9 protein-coding genes, 1 tRNA gene and 1 rRNA gene are annotated in these 17,270 nt (G+C 71.0%); 1 reads left to right on the forward strand and 10 read right to left on the reverse strand.

Annotation, left to right across the window (positions count from 1 at the left end; all coding sequences use genetic code 11):
- Window positions 1-153 precede the first annotated feature (153 nt).
- The 8 genes from AB0424_RS16040 to AB0424_RS16075 all read right to left on the reverse strand — a co-directional run bounded on the left by AB0424_RS16040 (window position 154) and on the right by AB0424_RS16075 (window position 13,916).
- Complete coding sequence (locus AB0424_RS16040; RefSeq protein ID WP_366305743.1) at window positions 154-537, reverse strand: helix-turn-helix transcriptional regulator; 384 nt, start codon at window positions 535-537, stop codon at window positions 154-156.
- 109 nt (window positions 538-646) lie between these two features.
- The gene (locus AB0424_RS16045) at window positions 647-1,168 is read right to left on the reverse strand and encodes a CinA family protein (protein ID WP_366305745.1); all 522 of its coding nucleotides are present in this window, start codon (window positions 1,166-1,168) and stop codon (window positions 647-649) included.
- Window positions 1,165-1,839: a CDP-diacylglycerol--glycerol-3-phosphate 3-phosphatidyltransferase gene (gene pgsA / locus AB0424_RS16050; RefSeq protein ID WP_366305747.1), complete on the reverse strand. Its 675-nt coding sequence runs from the start codon at window positions 1,837-1,839 to the stop codon at window positions 1,165-1,167. The genes AB0424_RS16045 and pgsA overlap by 4 nt, the downstream gene beginning before the upstream one ends.
- On the reverse strand, window positions 1,836-3,326 hold the full coding sequence (gene rimO / locus AB0424_RS16055; RefSeq protein ID WP_366305749.1) for a 30S ribosomal protein S12 methylthiotransferase RimO: 1,491 nt from the start codon (window positions 3,324-3,326) through the stop codon (window positions 1,836-1,838). The genes pgsA and rimO overlap by 4 nt, the downstream gene beginning before the upstream one ends.
- Window positions 3,327-3,418: 92 nt before the next feature.
- The gene (locus AB0424_RS16060) at window positions 3,419-4,246 is read right to left on the reverse strand and encodes a RodZ domain-containing protein (RefSeq protein WP_366305751.1); all 828 of its coding nucleotides are present in this window, start codon (window positions 4,244-4,246) and stop codon (window positions 3,419-3,421) included.
- A 285-nt stretch (window positions 4,247-4,531) separates the two neighbouring features.
- The gene (locus AB0424_RS16065) at window positions 4,532-7,348 is read right to left on the reverse strand and encodes a DNA translocase FtsK (RefSeq protein WP_366305753.1); all 2,817 of its coding nucleotides are present in this window, start codon (window positions 7,346-7,348) and stop codon (window positions 4,532-4,534) included.
- A gap of 115 nt (window positions 7,349-7,463) precedes the next feature.
- Window positions 7,464-8,138, reverse strand: a complete 675-nt coding sequence (locus tag AB0424_RS16070) for a response regulator (protein ID WP_366305754.1) — start codon at window positions 8,136-8,138, stop codon at window positions 7,464-7,466.
- A 294-nt stretch (window positions 8,139-8,432) separates the two neighbouring features.
- The gene (locus AB0424_RS16075) at window positions 8,433-13,916 is read right to left on the reverse strand and encodes a HAMP domain-containing protein (RefSeq protein ID WP_366305756.1); all 5,484 of its coding nucleotides are present in this window, start codon (window positions 13,914-13,916) and stop codon (window positions 8,433-8,435) included.
- 268 nt (window positions 13,917-14,184) lie between these two features.
- On the opposite strand from AB0424_RS16075, the gene AB0424_RS16080 reads away from it, so the two are divergent.
- Window positions 14,185-16,830 (forward strand): SpoIIE family protein phosphatase, encoded by a 2,646-nt coding sequence (locus tag AB0424_RS16080; RefSeq protein ID WP_366305758.1) that lies wholly within the window; start codon window positions 14,185-14,187, stop codon window positions 16,828-16,830.
- Between the two features lie 113 nt (window positions 16,831-16,943).
- Here AB0424_RS16080 and AB0424_RS16085 read toward each other — a convergent pair.
- Together AB0424_RS16085 and rrf are read right to left on the reverse strand one after the other, a co-directional pair.
- Window positions 16,944-17,016, reverse strand: a tRNA-Thr gene (locus tag AB0424_RS16085).
- A 4-nt stretch (window positions 17,017-17,020) separates the two neighbouring features.
- Window positions 17,021-17,137, reverse strand: a 5S ribosomal RNA gene (rrf, locus tag AB0424_RS16090).
- Between the last annotated feature and the right edge of the window lie 133 nt (window positions 17,138-17,270).

Consider the following 17,270-nt stretch of genomic DNA (forward strand, 5'->3'; position numbering starts at 1 on the left):
ATCTCCCACCATTCGAACGTTCCCCCACCATGGCACGCCTGTCCGGAAACCGACATCTCAAACAAACCACCCGAGGGAACGCCCGGAAACGAGAAAAGCCCCGGCAGGCACCCCGTGGGGCACCGACCGGGGCTTCGCCCCACGTGCTTCGGTTCAGGCGGCGACGACGTCCACCGCTTCCGCGGGCGCCTTGATGGTCACCCGCTCGGTGGGCATACCTGCCACCGACGTCACCGACACCGAATTGAGCCTCGGGCGCACCGGTGCCGGCACCGGTTCGCTCGACGCTGCCGACTGGGCCAGTTCGGCGAGCGACAGCTCGTCGCTCACTTCGCGCATGAGCTCGGACATCCGTACGTCCAGCGCGTCGCAGATCGCGGAGAGCAGCTCGGAGGAAGCCTCCTTCTGCCCCCGCTCCACCTCGGAGAGATAGCCGAGCGAGACTCGGGCGGACGAGGAGACTTCGCGCAGAGTACGGCCCTGGCGCTGGCGCTGCCGACGCAGCACGTCACCCAGCAGGCGACGGAGCAGAATCATCGGTGGCTCCCTCCTCGGACCGCGTAGCCGCATCCTTCACGCCCTACCGTACCGCCTCCCGCTGCGGCCGTGCGGGGAGCGATGTCGTGTTCACTCAGGGCTGCAAACATCAATTCCCCCCGTGGTGTTCCGTATCCTGTGCCCGCGCATTTCCCGAGAGTTCCTCGAGCAGCAGTGCCAGCACGCTCCGTACGCTCTCTCTACGGATGTCCGTACGGTCGCCGTTCAACCTCAACGAGACCACTTTCCCGGCCCCGGCGCCCTTCGCGGCCGGACCCGCGACCGCCACGTAGACGGTGCCGACGGCCTGGCCGTCCTGCGGGTCGGGTCCCGCGACCCCGGTCGTCGAGATGCCCCAGTCGGCGCCGAGCCGGTCCCTGACACCCGCCGCCATCTGCAGCGCGACCTCGGGGTCCACCGCGCCGCGCTCCGCGAGGAGGGCCCGGTCGACACCGAGGAGCTCGTGCTTCAGCACGGTGGCGTAGGCCGTGACGGACCCCAGGAAGGACTTCGACGCCCCGGGTACGCCGGTCAGCTCGGCGGCCACCAGACCACCCGTGAGCGACTCCGCCGCGGCGAGCGTGTGGTCACGCTCCGCGAGCAGCGCCAGCGCCCGGGCGGCCTCGGTCATCGCGTCGCCGTCTCCGACCGTGCCGCCTCGCGCTCCTCGGCCAGCCCCCTGCGCCGCAGGACGACGGCCTGTCGCACATAGTCCAGACCGGTGACGACGGTCAGCACGACGGCGACCGCCATCACCCAGAAGCGCAGGGTGGCCAGCGGGCCGGTGAGCATGAGGACGTACATGCCGACCGCCGTGCCCTGCGCCAGCGTCTTCATCTTGCCGCCGCGGCTGGCCGGGATGACCCCGTGCCGGATGACCCAGAACCGCATCAGGGTGATCCCCAGCTCGCGGGCGAGGATCACGCCGGTCACCCACCAGGGCAGGTCGCCGAGGGAGGACAGACAGATGAGTCCGGCCGCCATGATCGCCTTGTCGGCGATCGGGTCGGCGATCTTCCCGAAGTCCGTGACCAGGTTGTACGCGCGGGCGAGGTGCCCGTCGAAGACGTCCGTGATCATGGCCACCGCGAAGGCCGCCCACGCCCAGGCACGCCACGCCGGGTCGTGCCCGCCGTCCTGGAGGAGCAGCACCACGAAGGCCGGCACGAGCACGAGCCGGATCATGGTGAGGATGTTGGCGATGTTCCACAGACTGGCCTGGTTGACGGCCGCCGTGCCCAGCTTGCCGCGGGGCGCCGGCCTACCGGTCCCGCCCGTCGCGGATGCCGGGACTCCGGTCATCTGCCTGCCTCCTCGAAAAGACACTCGGCCACCAGGTCGACGCCTTCCGTGCCGACGACCTTCGCACTGACCATACGGCCCACGGCGAGGTCGGGGCTCGTGCCGTCGGCCGTGGTGAGGACCACCTGCCCGTCGGTCTCGGGCGCCTGGTGGGCGGCGCGGCCGATCCAGCCGTCCTCCTCGTCGAAGGACTCGACGAGTACCTCCAGGGTCTCTCCCAGGCGCTCCTCCGCGCGCTGCGCGGTGAGCTCCTCGGCGAGCCGGGACAGGTGGGCGAGCCGCTCGTCGACGACTTCCTGGTCGAGCTTGTGCTCGTACGTGGCGGCCTCGGTGCCGTCCTCGTCGGAGTAGCCGAAGACGCCGATGGCATCGAGCCGGGCGTGGGTGACGAAGCGTTCCAGCTCGGCGAAGTCGGCCTCGGTCTCGCCCGGGAACCCGACGATGAAGTTGGAGCGGGCACCGGCCGTGGGCGCCTTGGAGCGGATGGTCTCCAGGAGCTCCAGGAAGCGGTCGGTGTCGCCGAAGCGGCGCATGGCCCGCAGCACGTCCGGGGCGCTGTGCTGGAAGGAGAGGTCGAAGTAGGGCACGACCTTGTCGGTCGAGGTGAGGACGTCGATCAGCCCCGGCCGCATCTCTGCGGGCTGAAGGTAGCTGACGCGGACGCGCTCGATGCCGTCGACGGCGGCCAGCTCGGGCAGCAGGCTCTCCAGGAGCCGGATGTCGCCGAGGTCCTTGCCGTACGAGGTGTTGTTCTCGGAGACCAGCATGACCTCCTTCACACCCTGCTCGGCGAGCCAGCGCGTCTCGTTCAGGACGTCCGAGGGACGGCGCGAGACGAAGGAGCCGCGGAAGGAGGGGATGGCGCAGAAGGAGCAGCGGCGGTCGCAGCCGGAGGCCAGCTTCACCGAGGCGACGGGGCTGGCGTCGAGCCGGCGGCGGAGCGGGGCGCGGGGGCCCGAGGCGGGCGCGAGGCCCTCGGGGAGGTCCTCCGGGGCGTCGACGGGGGCCTCGGGGGCTCCGTGCCCCGGCAGGGCCACGGCGGCGGCCGCCTCCTGGCGCTCCACGGGCGACAGCGGCAGCAGCTTGCGCCGGTCACGCGGGGTGTGCGCCTCGACACTGCCACCGTTGAGGATGGTCTGGAGGCGGTTGGAGATGTCGGCGTAGTCGTCGAAGCCGAGGACGCCGTCGGCCTCCGGGAGGGCTTCGGCGAGCTCCTTGCCGTACCGCTCGGCCATGCAGCCGACGGCGACCACGGCCTGGGTCTTGCCGTGGTCCTTCAGATCATTGGCTTCGAGCAGGGCGTCGACGGAGTCCTTCTTGGCGGCTTCGACGAATCCGCAGGTGTTGACGACGGCGACGTCCGCTTCCTCGGCGTTCTCGACGAGCTCCCAGCCGTCCGCTGCCAAGCGGCCTGCGAGCTCCTCCGAGTCCACCTCGTTACGGGCGCAGCCAAGAGTGACAAGGGCGACGGTACGGCGTTCGGGCATGGACTCAAGACTACTTCGTCCCGGCCGTTCCCCCGTCGCGCAGGGTTCACCTGCGCGACGGAGGTCACATCGGGGGGCGGGAAGCCCGGGTCTCAGCCGGCCTCGGGGTCGCCCTTGGTGTAGCTGAGCCGCTCGACCTGGCCGGATTCGAACGTGTCGGCGACCTTCTTGCCGTTCACGTAGAGCTCGATCGCGCCCGCGTTGCCGAGGACGAGGTCGACGCGCTCGTCGTCCTGGAAGGTCTTGGACTCGCCCTTGAGGAGCAGGCCGTCGAAGAGCAGCTTGCCGTCGTGGGCCTTGGCCGAGATCCAGCTCTTGTCGTCGACGGCGGTGAGCTTCACGGTCACCTTGTCCTGCGGGACGGCGGCGATCGCGCTCTCGGTCGGCTTCGGGGCGACGGGCTTGACCGGCTTCGGCTTGGCGGCGGAGGTCGCCTTCTCCGGAGCGGGGGCCGGGCCGCCGTCGGCGGCGGTGGTCCCCTTCGGGGCCTCGTTCCCGTCGAACATCGTGAAGCCGACGAAGCCGACGACGGCGACGATGGCCGCGACCATCGCGGCGGTCCAGTTGGGTCGCCTCGGCTCGGGGCGGATGCGTTCCGCCTCGAAGAGCGGGGCGGCGGGGGTGGGCGCGGGACGGCCACCGTGCTCGGCGTCGTACTGCTCGATCAGCGTGGCCGGATCGAGCCCGACGGCGCGCGCGAGGGTACGGATGTGGCCGCGGGCGTAGACGTCGCCGCCACAGCGCGAGAAGTCGTCCTCCTCGATCGCGTGCACGATCGGAATCCGGACACGGGTGGAGGCACTGACCTCTTCGACGGTGAGACCGGCGGCGACGCGGGCCTGCTGGAGAGCACGACCGATCGAGTCCCGGTCGTCTGCCGGGAACGTCCGGTCGTCTTCGGGGGAGTTGCCGATGGACACGAGAGCGCCTTTCGAGCGTGTAGCCACCTGCTGGACGTTCAGTCTATGGGTGGTACGAAAGGGTGGGGCAACCGGGCGGGTGCTGTTTGTACGCCATGAGGCTGGTTGTTCGCCATGGGGCCGGGACATCCTTCTGTCCCACCGTCCAACTTGACGTACGGCCAGGGGAAACGGTTGCCCTGTGTTCCCTTACGAGTGAGTCTCGGCCCGGTCTCGATCGGGTACGCCGACCCCCGGCGGCGGGGCACGCGCCCCACCGCTCCGGCTGCCCCGCCTCCCGGCGGGCTACTCCCCCGACTCGCCCCGGATGACGGCCAGCACGCCGTCCAGCTCGTCGGGCTTCACCAGGACGTCCCGCGCCTTGGAGCCCTCGCTCGGTCCGACGATGTTCCTCGACTCCATCAGGTCCATCAGCCGGCCGGCCTTCGCGAAGCCCACCCGCAGCTTCCGCTGGAGCATCGAGGTCGAGCCGAACTGGGTCGAGACGACCAGCTCGGCGGCCTGGCAGAGCAGGTCCAGGTCGTCGCCGATGTCCTCGTCGATCTCCTTCTTCTGCCGGGTGCCGACGGTGACGTCCTCCCGGAAGACGGGAGTCATCTGGTCCTTGCAGTGCTGGACGACGGCCGCGACCTCGTCCTCGGTGACGAAGGCGCCCTGCATGCGGACCGGCTTGTTGGCGCCCATGGGCAGGAAGAGGCCGTCGCCCTTGCCGATGAGCTTCTCGGCCCCGGGCTGGTCGAGGATGACCCGGCTGTCGGCGAGCGAGGAGGTGGCGAAGGCGAGCCGCGAGGGCACGTTCGCCTTGATGAGACCGGTGACGACGTCCACCGAAGGCCGCTGGGTGGCGAGCACCAGGTGGATGCCGGCGGCGCGGGCCAACTGGGTGATGCGGACGATCGAGTCCTCGACGTCCCGGGGCGCGACCATCATCAGGTCGGCGAGCTCGTCGACGATGACCAGGAGGTACGGGTAGGGGTTGAGCTCGCGCTCGCTGCCCTCGGGCAGCTTGATCTTGCCGTCCCGGATCGCCTGGTTGAAGTCGTCGATGTGGCGGTAGCCGAACGCCGCCAGGTCGTCGTAGCGGAGGTCCATCTCCTTCACCACCCACTGGAGCGCCTCGGCGGCCCGCTTGGGGTTGGTGATGATCGGCGTGATCAGGTGCGGGATGCCCTCGTAGGCGGTGAGCTCCACCCGCTTGGGGTCGACCAGCACCATCCGGACGTCCTCGGGCGTCGCTCTTATCATGATCGACGTGATCAGGCAGTTGATGCACGAGGACTTGCCGGAGCCCGTGGCGCCGGCGACCAGGACGTGCGGCATCTTCGCCAGGTTGGCCATCTCGTAGCCGCCCTCGACGTTCTTGCCGAGCGCGACGAGCATCGGATGGTCGTCCTCCGCCGCGGCCGCGAGCCGCAGCACGTCGCCGAGGTTGACCATCTCCCGGTCGCTGTTCGGGATCTCGATGCCGACCGCGGACTTGCCGGGGATCGGCGAGATGATCCGGACGTCGGGCGAGGCCACGGCGTAGGCGATGTTCTTGGTGAGGGCCGTGATCTTCTCGACCTTCACGGCGGGGCCGAGCTCGACCTCGTACCGCGTGACCGTCGGACCGCGGGTGAAGCCGGTGACGGCCGCGTCGACCTTGAACTCGGTGAAGACGTTGGTGAGGGCGTCCACGACGGCGTCGTTGGCGGCGCTGCGGGTCTTGCCCGGCCCACCGCGCTCCAGCAGGTCGAGCGAGGGCAGCGCGTACGTGATGTCGCCCGCGAGCTGCAGCTGCTCGGCCCGCGGCGGCAGGTCGGTCGGCTCGGGCGCCGGCTTCGTCAGATCCGGTACGCCGCCGCCGGCGCGCCGGTCGCCGCCGCGCGCGGGCGGCACCGGCGCGGCCGACCCCGCCTTCTCGGCCCGTTCCGCGGCGGCCGCGGCCACGGCGGCGTCCCGCTCGGCGGTGACGTCCTTGGTCAGGTCGGCCACGATCGGCGAGGGCGGCATGCCGTTGAGCACCGCGCCGTCGAGCGCGGCCGCCGCGGCCGCGGCCACGTCCACCGGGTCCATGCCGGGGTCGAAGGCGGGTGCCTCGCCGGAGCGGCGGGCGGCACGGCCGCGCCGCTCCAGCATCTCGGCCTCGGCCCGGTCCACGTCGTACGGCTCCGCCGGGCCGGTGGCACGGCGGCGCACGGGCCGGGCGGGGCGTGCGGGCCGCGGCTCGGCGTCCCGCCACTCCTCGTCGTAGCCCCCGTGCCCCTCGTACCCCTCGGCCTCCGGGTCGTACGCGGGTTCGACGAGGCCGAGCTTGGCGCCGAGGGCGCGCAGCCGCTGCGGGATGGCGTTGACCGGGGTCGCGGTGACGACGAGCAGGCCGAAGACGGTGAGGAGCACCAGCATCGGGACGGCGAGGACCTCGCCCATCATGAAGACGAGCGGCTGCGAGGCGGCCCAGCCGATGAGGCCGCCCGCGTCCTGCATGGCGCCGGTCCCGTCGCCGCGGCCCGGCGAGCCGCACGCGATGTGCACCTGCCCGAGGACGCCGACGACGAGGGCGGAGAGCCCGATGACGATCCGGCCGTTGGCCTCCGGCTTCTCCGGATACAGGATCAGCCGCACGGCGATCCCGGCGAGGAGCAGCGGCGCCAGCAGGTCGAGCCGACCGAAGGCGCCGGTGACCAGCATCTCGACGAGGTCGCCGACCGGGCCGCGCAGGTTGGACCAGGTGCCCGCGGCCACGATCAGAGCGAGGCCGAGGAGGAGCAGGGCGAGCCCGTCCTTGCGGTGGGCAGGGTCGAGGCCCTTGGCGCCGCGCCCTATGCCCCGGAACATCGCGCCGACGCCGTGGGCGAGTCCGAGCCAGGCACCGCGCACGAGCCGGTAGACACCACCGGTGGGCGACGGTGCGGGACGGGGCGCGGCCTTCTTCGCCACCGGCCTGCGCGCGGGGGCCCGCTTGGCGGGCGCGGCCTTCTTGGCCGGCGCCTTCTTGGCGGGCGGCTTGACGGCGGGCTTCGCGGGTGCCGCTTTCTTCGCGGCGCCCGTCGTACGGCCGGCGCGCGGCTTCGCGGCGCCCGCCGTGCCCTGAGAACTCTTGCCGGACGTACGTGAAGCCATGATGCTGAGGTTACCGGTGAAGCTTCGGGCTGTCCGCCTCACCCGATCGTGTCGCCCGTGCCGGGGCACGATGCTGACGGCCGATCACGGGGACCGGCCTTCCGGTGACGGTGCGTCAGCCCTGGGCGGGGAGGCTCGACGCCGCGCCGGTGCCCGGCTCCAGCGCGTCCAGCGCGCGGCGCAACCCGGTGAGCTTGCGCTCCAGATGCGCGGCGGTGGCCACGGCCGCGGCGTCGGCCGAGTCGTCGTCGAGCTGCTTCGACAGCGCCTCCGCCTGCTCCTCGACCGCCGCGAGGCGGGCGGAGAGTTCGGCGAGCAGGCCAGCGGACTCCTTGCCCTGGCCGGTCTCTCCGCCGCCCTCCAACTGCAGCCGCAGAAGGGCGGCCTGCTCGCGCAGCTTGCAGTTCTTCATGTAGAGCTCGACGAAGACGGACACCTTGGCGCGCAGCACCCACGGGTCGAACGGCTTCGAGATGTAGTCGACCGCACCGGCCGCGTACCCCCGGAAGGTGTGGTGGGGGCCGTGGTTGATGGCGGTGAGGAAGATGATCGGGATGTCCCGGGTCCGCTCCCGCCGCTTGATGTGCGCGGCGGTCTCGAAACCGTCCATCCCCGGCATCTGGACGTCGAGCAGGATGACCGCGAAGTCGTCCGTCAACAGCGCCTTGAGCGCTTCCTCCCCGGACGATGCCCGCACCAGCGTCTGATCGAGCGCGGAGAGAATGGCCTCCAGCGCCAGCAGATTCTCCGGCCGGTCATCGACCAGGAGGATCTTGGCCTTCTGCACCATGCCCCGTCCTCCTCGTCCCGGCAACGGCTCGCCCCGGCTCCCGTGACCGGGGGAAGCACCGGGCGCCGCCCCAGAAGACGACTCCCTAACGCCGTCCGTCCTTGTGCCGGTCATCGTAGCCGCACCCCGCCCGTCGCCACACCCTGTCACCGCGATGTCACTGTGCACGAACCGGAAACGCGGTGGGAGACCAGAAGGTTCCCCGTATCCGGCCCTCTCACACACCCCCGGCGACCTGGCGTCGACGGAGCCCGGGGGTCCGCGCGACGGCTCGCGCGGACCCCCGGTCCGGAGTCACTCCCCCCGCATCCACTGCTCCATCACCGACAGCAGATGGTCGGGGTCGACCGGCTTGGTCACATAGGCCGAGGCGCCCGACTCGATCGCCTTCTCCTTGTCGCCCTTCATCGCCTTCGCGGTGAGGGCGATGATCGGCAGCCCCGCGAACTGCGGCATCCGTCGGATCGCGGTCGTCGTCGCGTACCCGTCCATCTCCGGCATCATGATGTCCATCAGGACGACCGTCACGTCGTCGTTCTGCTCCAGGACCTCGATGCCCTCCCGCCCGTTCTCCGCGTAGAGCACCGCGAGCCCGTGCTGCTCCAGGACGCTGGTGAGCGCGAAGACGTTGCGGATGTCGTCGTCGACGATCAGCACCCGCTCGCCGGAGAAGTCGAAGGTACGGCGCGGCTCGACCGCCTCCTCCTGCTCCACCGGATCGGGCTCGGCCTGCCGGCCGGGTCGGCCCGGTGTCCCGTTCCGCGCCCCGGTCGCCTCCGCCGCGGCCTTGCGCCGGTGCCGGAACAGCGCCCCGGCCCCGGAGCGCGCCTCGGTGCGCACCGGCGGCGCGAAGTGCGGGAAGGGGTCGACCGCCCCGCCCATGCCGCCCTCGGCCCCGTGCTGCGGCTCGTCGGCGTCCGCTCCGCCCTGCCCGTACCCCTGTGTCGGGAGCTCGGTCGGGCTCAGCGGCAGGTAGAGCGTGAACGTCGAGCCACGGCCCGGCTCGCTCGCCGCGAAGATCTCGCCGCCGAGCAGCCGCGCGATCTCCCGGCTGATCGACAGGCCCAGGCCCGTACCGCCGTACTTCCGGCTGGTCGTGCCGTCGGCCTGCTTGAACGCCTCGAAGATGACCCGCATCTTGCCGGCCGCGATGCCGATCCCGGTGTCGGTCACCGAGAACGCGATGAGCGCCGCCTCCGGGTCGCGCAGCGAACCGGCCTCCAGGAGCTGCTCGCGGATCGACTGCGGCACGTCCGCGCCCGCCGGCCGGATCACCAGCTCCACCGCGCCCGTGTCGGTGAACTTCACCGCGTTGGACAGCAGGTTGCGCAGCACCTGGAGCAGCCGCTGCTCGTCGGTGTGGAGCGTGGCCGGCAGCTCCGGCGACACCCGCACCGAGAAGTCGAGCCCCTTCTCCGCGGTGAGCGGCCGGAAGGTGGCCTCCACGTAGTCGACGAGCTGGACGAGCGCGATCCGCGTCGGCGACACGTCCATCTTGCCCGCCTCGACCTTGGACAGGTCGAGGATGTCGTTGATCAGCTGGAGCAGGTCCGAACCGGCCCCGTGGATCGTCTCCGCGAACTCGACCTGCTTCGGCGTCAGGTTCGTCTCGGCGTTGTCCGCGAGCAACTTGGCGAGGATCAGCAGCGAGTTGAGCGGCGTGCGCAGCTCGTGCGACATGTTCGCCAGGAACTCGGACTTGTACCTCATGGAGACCGCGAGCTGTTCGGCCCGCTCCTCCAGGACCTGCCGGGCCTCCTCGATCTCGGTGTTCTTCACCTCGATGTCGCGGTTCTGCCGGGCCAGCAGCTCGGCCTTCTCCTCCAGCTCCAGGTTGGAGCCCTGCAGCTCCTTCTGCCGGTGCTCCAGCTCGGCCGACCGCTCCTTGAGCTGCTCGGTGAGCTCCTGCGACTGCTGGAGCAGCACCTCGGTCTTGGTGTTGACGCTGATGGTGTTGACGGTCGTGGCGATCAGCTCGGCGAGCTGGTTGAGGAAGTCCCGCTGGATCTGGGTGAACGGCTGGAACGACGCCAGCTCGATGACGCCGAGGACCTTCCCCTCGAAGAGCACCGGCAGCACGATCACGTGCGCCGGCGCGGCCTCCCCGAGCCCCGACGAGATCTTCAGGTACCCCGGCGGCACGTTGACCTGGATCGTCCGCTTCTCCTCGGCCGCCGTCCCGATGAGGGTCTCGCCGGGACGGAACGAGGTCGGCATGGACCCGGTGGAGTACCCGTAACTCCCGCGCATCCGCAGCTCGTACGAGCCGTCGCCCTCTCCCACCAGCTCCGCGTCCCCGTGTGCCTGGCCGGTCGGCACGGCCACGAAGAAGGCGCCGTGCTGGGCCGAGACCACCGGCGTCAGCTCGCTCATGATGAGCGAGGCGACGTCGTCCAGGTCCCGGCGGCCCTGCATGAGACCGGAGATACGGGCCAGGTTGCCCTTCAGCCAGTCCTGCTCCTCGTTGGCGAGGGTGGTGTCGCGCAGGTTCGCGATCATCGTGTTGATGTTGTCCTGCAGGGCCTGGATCTCGCCCGCCGCGTCCACGCCGTCGATCTTGAGATTGAGGTCGCCCCGGGTCACCGCCGTGGCGACGGCCGCGATGGCCCGCACCTGGCGGGTCAGGTTCCCGGCCATCTCGTTCACCGACTCGGTCAGGTCGCGCCAGGTCCCGTCGACGTCCCGCACGCGCGCCTGGCCGCCGAGGATGCCCTCCGTGCCCACCTCACGGGCCACGCGCGTGACCTCCTCGGCGAAGTTCGACAGCTGGTCGACCATCGTGTTGATGGTGTTCTTCAGCTCCTGGATCTCGCCGCGCGCGTCGATGTCGATCTTCTTGGTGAGGTCGCCCTTGGCGATGGCCGTGGTGACCGCCGCGATCTGGCGCACCTGACCGGTGAGGTTGGAGGCCATCGAGTTCACCGACTCGGTGAGGTCCTTCCAGGTGCCCGAGACGCCCGGAACACGGGCCTGGCCGCCCAGTTCGCCCTCCGTGCCCACCTCGCGGGCCACCCGCGTGACCTCGTCCGCGAAGGACGACAGGGTCGTCACCATCGTGTTGACGGTCTCGGCGAGTTCGGCGACCTCGCCGCGCGCCTCGACCGTCACCTTCTTGGTCAGGTCGCCGTTGGCGACGGCGGCCGAGACCCGGGAGATGTTCCGCACCTGGCTGGTCAGGTTGTTGGCCATCAGGTTGACGTTGTCGCTGAGGTCCTTCCACGTGCCCGTGACACCGCGCACGCGCGCCTGGCCGCCGAGGATGCCCTCCGTGCCCACCTCGCGGGCCACGCGCGTGACCTCGTCCGCGAAGTTCGACAGCTGGTCGACCATCGTGTTGACGGTCGTCACCAGCTCCAGGATCTCACCCCGGGCGTCGACCGTGATCTTCTTCGACAGGTCGCCCATGGCGACGGCCGTCGTGACCTCGGCGATGTTCCGCACCTGGATGGTGAGGTTGTTCGCCATGAAGTTCACCGACTGGGTGAGGTCCTTCCAGGTGCCGGAGACCCCCTGCACCTCGGCCTGACCGCCCAGCATGCCCTCGGTGCCCACCTCGCGGGCCACCCTGGTGACCTGCTCGGCGAAGTTCGAGAGCTGGTCCACCATCGTGTTGAGGGTGTTCTTCAGCTCCAGGATCTCGCCGCGCGCGTCCACGTCGATCTTCTGCGACAGGTCACCACGCGCGACCGCCGTGGCGACCTGCGCGATGTTGCGGACCTGGGTGGTGAGGTTCCCGGCCATGCCGTTCACCGAGTCCGTCAGGTCGCGCCACACGCCGGCGACGCCGGGCACCTGCGCCTGACCGCCCAGCCGCCCGTCCGTGCCCACCTCGCGGGCCACCCGGGTCACCTGGTCCGCGAAGGCGGAGAGCTGGTCGACCATCGTGTTGATGGTGTTCTTCAGCTCCAGGATCTCGCCGCGCGCGTCCACGTCGATCTTCTGCGACAGGTCGCCGCGGGCCACCGCCGTCGTCACCTGGGCGATCTGCCGCACCTGCGACGTCAGGTTGCCGGCCATGAAGTTCACGGAGTCCGTGAGCTCGCGCCAGCGGCCGGAGACCCCGTCCACCCGGGCCTGGCCGCCGAGCCGGCCCTCCGTGCCCACGTCCCGCGCCATCCGCGTCACCTGGTCGGCGAACGAGGACAGCTGCGACACCATCGTGTTGACGGTGTTCTTCAGCTCCAGCATCTCGCCGGCCACGTCGACCGTGACCTTCTGCGACAGGTCGCCGTTGGCCACCGCCGTCGTCACCTGCGCGATGTCCCGCACCTGACCCGTCAGGTTGCGGAAGGCCGTGTTCACCGAGTCGGTGAGGTCCTTCCACGTCCCCGCCGCGCCCGGCACCTCGGCCTGGCCGCCGAGCAGACCCTCGACGCCGACCTCCCGGGCCACCCGGGTCACCTCGGAACCGAAGGCCGACAGCTGGTCCACCATCGTGTTGACGGTGTTCTTCAGCTCCAGCATCTCGCCGGCCACGTCGACCGTGACCTTCTGCGACAGGTCGCCGTTCGCCACCGCCGTCGTCACCTGCGCGATGTCCCGCACCTGCGTGGTGATGTTCCGGAAGACGGTGTTGACGGAGTCCGTGAGGTCCTTCCACGTCCCCGCCGCACCCGGCACCTGCGCCTGGCCGCCGAGCAGACCCTGCGCGCCGACCTCGCCCGACACCCGGGTCACCTCGTCGGCGAACGTCCGCAGCGTCTCGGTCATCTGGTTGATCGTGTCCGCCAGCTGCGCGATCTCGCCGCGCGCGGAGACCCGCACCTTCTGCGACAGGTCGCCGTTGGCGACCGCCGTCGTCACCTCGGCGATGCCCCGCACCTGGTTGGTCAGGTTGCCGGCCATCGTGTTGACGGAGTCGGTGAGGTCCTTCCAGACACCCGCGACGCCCGCGACCTCGGCCTGTCCGCCGAGCTCGCCCTCCGTGCCCACCTCGCGCGCGACGCGGGTCACCTCGGAGGAGAACGAGGACAGCTGGTCCACCATCCGGTTGACGGTGTTCTTCAGCTCCAGCATCTCGCCGGCGACGTTCGCGGTGACCTTCTGCGACAGGTCGCCGTCCGCCACCGCCGTCGTCACCAGGGCGATGTCCCGCACCTGGGCCGTCAGCCGGTTCGCCATCGTGTTGACGGAGTCCGTGAGGTCCTTCCACGAACCCGAGACCCCGCGCACCTGCGCCTGCCCGCCCAGCTTGCCGTCGGTACCCACCTCGACGGCGACCCGGGTCACCTCGGAGGCGAACACCGACAGCTGGTCGACCAGGTTGTTCGCGGTCCGCGCGACCTTCAGGAACTCCCCGCGCAGCGGCCGTACGGCCCCGTCGGCACCCTCCGAACGCAGATCCATCCGCTGGTCCAGGTCGCCCTCGGCCACCGCCGACAGGACCCGCCCCACCTCGGACACCGGCCGCGCCAGGTCGTCGACGAGCGCGTTCGCGGCCTCGATCGCCGCCGCCCACGCCCCCTCGCTGGCCCCGGCCTCCAGCCGCTCGGACAGCTTGCCCTCGCGTCCCACCACCCGGCGGACCCGCGACAGCTCCCCGGTCACATGCATCTGCCGGTCGGCGACCTCGTTGAACACGGCGGAGATCTCCGCCATGACCCCGTCGCCGGACACCGTCAGCCGCCTGCGGAAGTTCCCGTCCCGCATCGACACCAACGCGGACAGCAGCCGCTCCAGTGCCGCCGCGTCCACCTGAACCGTCCCCCCACGGGAACGCCCGCCCCTCGCGCGCGTGCCACTGCCTCCGCCGCGCCGCGCCGCCGTGCCAGACTCCACCGTGTCCCTCCCGAAAGGGGTCGACCGTTCCGCTCCGACTTCCGCCGTAGCCTGCCCAGTGTTTCACCGTGCCCGAACCAGGCGATAACAGTTCGGCAGCTTCGCACAGCGTCCCTACCCCCGAGGGACGGAATCAACGGTGACCGGCATCCGCTCGGACAGCGAAGGTAAGTAACCTGGCTTCCGGCTGTCCAACCGCCCCGGTCCGCCCGGCGGGGGCGGAGTGGTGCGCGCACGACCACCGGGCAGCGGGAGGGACAGACCGAGCATGGCAGAGCCGGGCGTCGAGACGCGTACGAGGAGTGCTGTGATCACCGCGCGGGCGACAGCCAGCTTCGAGCCCGTGGGGCGGTCCGTCGCGGCCGCCCGCGCGTTCGTCAGGGACACCCTCCAGGGCTGGGGGCACCCCGAGCTCGTGGACGACGCCGTCGTCCTCACCAGCGAGCTCGTCACCAACGCCGTCATCCACGCCGGCACCTCCGCCGAGGTCCTCTGCCTCCGCTCCGACGACAGCGTCCGCGTCGAGGTGGCCGACCGCTACCCCGAGCGCGAGATCCCCGTCCAGAGCGGCCGCACCCTCGGCAGCCCCGACCGCGAGAACGGCCGCGGACTGCTGCTCTGCGCCGCCCTGGCCCACCGCTGGGGAGTCGACTACTCCCCCACTCGAAAGCACGTCTGGTTCCACCTCGACCTCCCCCGGCGCCCGGTGGGCACCCGCTCCGCCGGCCCCGTCCTGCCCGACGCCCTCCTGCCGGTCACCGACAGCCGCGTCCGCGTCGCCGTCGTCCAGATCGACCGCGGCGGCACCGTCACCGCCTGGAACGAGGACGCCGAGGAACTCTTCGGATACGCCTCCGACCAGGTCACCGGCAAACCCCTCGGCGACCTCGCCGCCTGGCCCCACACCCCCGGCACCGGCACCGGCCTCGCCGAGGCCCTGCGCCTCTCCCGCTGGGAGGGCAGCTACGGCATCCGCTGCGCCGACGGCCGCGTCGTCCCCGTCTACGCCTCGCACCTGCGCGTCCGCGACGCCCAGGGCGAGCCCTCCACCGTCTGCCTGCTGGTCCGCGAGCACGAGCGGGCCGTCCTCCAGACCCCGCACCGGCCCGCCGCCGAGCCGGGCTCGGAGAGCCGCGCCGCCGACCCGTTCGAGGTCTTCATCGGCTCCCCCGCCCCCGACGACCTCGACGGCCTCCTCCAGCGCACCGTGGAACGCGCCCGCGACATGCTCGACGGCGACGCCGCCTTCCTGCTGCTCGCCACCGACGACGAGACGGAACTGGAGGTACGGGCCACCACCGGGCTCCCCGCGGCCCGCCAGCGGTTCGCCCGCGTCCCCGTCGAGACCGGCGCCAGCCGCTACGGCTCCGCCCGCATGCCCGCCGTCCACGAGGACCTCGCCGCCGTCCCCGGCGCCGTGCCGCTCCTCGAAGGCACCGGCATGCGCGCGGTGGTCACGGTCCCGCTCAAGGTGGAGGGCCGCCTCACCGGCTCCCTCGGCGTCGCCGCCGAGACCGCGAACCGCTACTCCAACGAGGAGGCCCTGCGCCTCCAGTTCGCCGCCGACCGCATCGCCCTCGCCGTGGAGTCCGCCCGCCTGGGCGAGCTGGAGCGACTGCGCCGCGGCTCCCTCAGCTTCCTCGTCGAGGCGTCCGACCTGCTGGCCGGCACCCTCGACCGCGACCAGACCCTGGCCCTGATGGCCCAGATGACGGTTCCGACCCTCGCCACCTGGTGCGCGGTCTACACGATCGCCGACCAGACGTCCGACCCGTATCTCTCGTACGTGCTCCACGAGGACGAGGACCGCATCGACGGCCTCAAGGAACTGCTCTCCTCGATCGCCCCGCCGGAGCCGGTGACGAGCTTCGGCGCCCGGGTCTGGACCGCACCGGCCGAGGCGGCCCACCGCGCCGCGCTCACGGCCTCGGTCCGCGTCCTCGACCATCCGGCGAGCCCGCTCTCCTCCGGCATCGACACCACCCTCGCCACGGCCGGCACGGTCGCCGGTGAGACGGTCGTCCTGCCGCTGGTCGCCCGCAACCGCGTGATCGGCATGCTGACGCTCGGCCGCCCGGCAGAGGACCACTTCCGCCAGGAGATCCTGGAGCTCGCGGAGGACCTCTCCCGCCGGGCCGCCCTGGCCCTGGACAACGCCCGCCTCTACTCGGAGCGCGTGGCGATCAGCCAGTCCCTCCAGCGCAGCCTGCTGCCGCCCGGCCTCCCCGAGATCCCGGGGGTCGAGGTCGACGTCATCTACCGGGCCGCGGGCGAGGGCAACGAGGTCGGCGGCGACTTCTACGACCTCTTCCCCATCCGCGACGGCGCCTACGGCTTCGCCATCGGCGACGTCTGCGGTACGGGTCCGCAGGCCGCGGCCGTCACCGGCCTGGCCCGCCACGCCCTGCGCCTCCTGGCCCGCGAGGGCTTCGGCGGCCCGGCCGTCCTGGAACGCCTCAACGCGGCGATCCTCGACGAGGGCGACCGCAGCCGCTTCCTCACCCTTCTCTACGGCGAGATGCGCCCGCAGCCCGACGGTTCGGCGATCCTCAAGGTCGTCTGCGCCGGTCACCCCCTCCCGCTGCGTCTCCGCCCGGACGGCACCGTCCTGCCGGCAGCGGAGCCCCAGCCCCTGCTGGGCGTCATGGAGGACCTGGAGCTGTACGAGCAGACCGTCACCCTCGAACCGGGCGACGTGCTCCTCTGCGTCACGGACGGCGTGACGGAACGCCGCGAAGGCACCCGCATGCTCGGCGACGACGGCCTCGCCGAAGTCCTCAAGAGCTGTACGGGCCTGACGGCCGGCGCGGTCGCCTCCCGCATCCTGCGGGCCGTGGAACGCTTCGCGCAGGCCCCCGCCTCCGACGACATGGCCATCCTCGCCATGCGTCTCCGCGAGCCCGACCCCAGCTGAACCCGAAGGCCGGCCCTCCTCGTGAGGGCCGGCCTTCCCAGGGCCGGCTTCGGCCCACCTGTAGGACAACGCAAAAAAGGCCCCGCCAGATGGCGGGGCCTTTTTCTTTTCGGAGCCCTTTAACGGAATCGAACCGTTGACCTTCTCCTTACCATGGAGACGCTCTACCGACTGAGCTAAAAGGGCGGGTGTTCGGCGGCGTCCTACTCTCCCACAGGGTCCCCCCTGCAGTACCATCGGCGCTGAAAGGCTTAGCTTCCGGGTTCGGAATGTAACCGGGCGTTTCCCTAACGCTATGACCACCGAAACTCTATGAAGTTGAACTCAACCGGCAAAGGGAGTTCATTGCTTCAGAACTAACACAGTGGACGCGAGCAACTGAGGACAAGCCCTCGGCCTATTAGTACCGGTCAGCTCCACCCATTACTGGGCTTCCACAT

The organism is Streptomyces sp. NPDC051180 (assembly GCF_040689545.1).
Classification (GTDB): Bacteria; Actinomycetota; Actinomycetes; order Streptomycetales; family Streptomycetaceae; genus Streptomyces.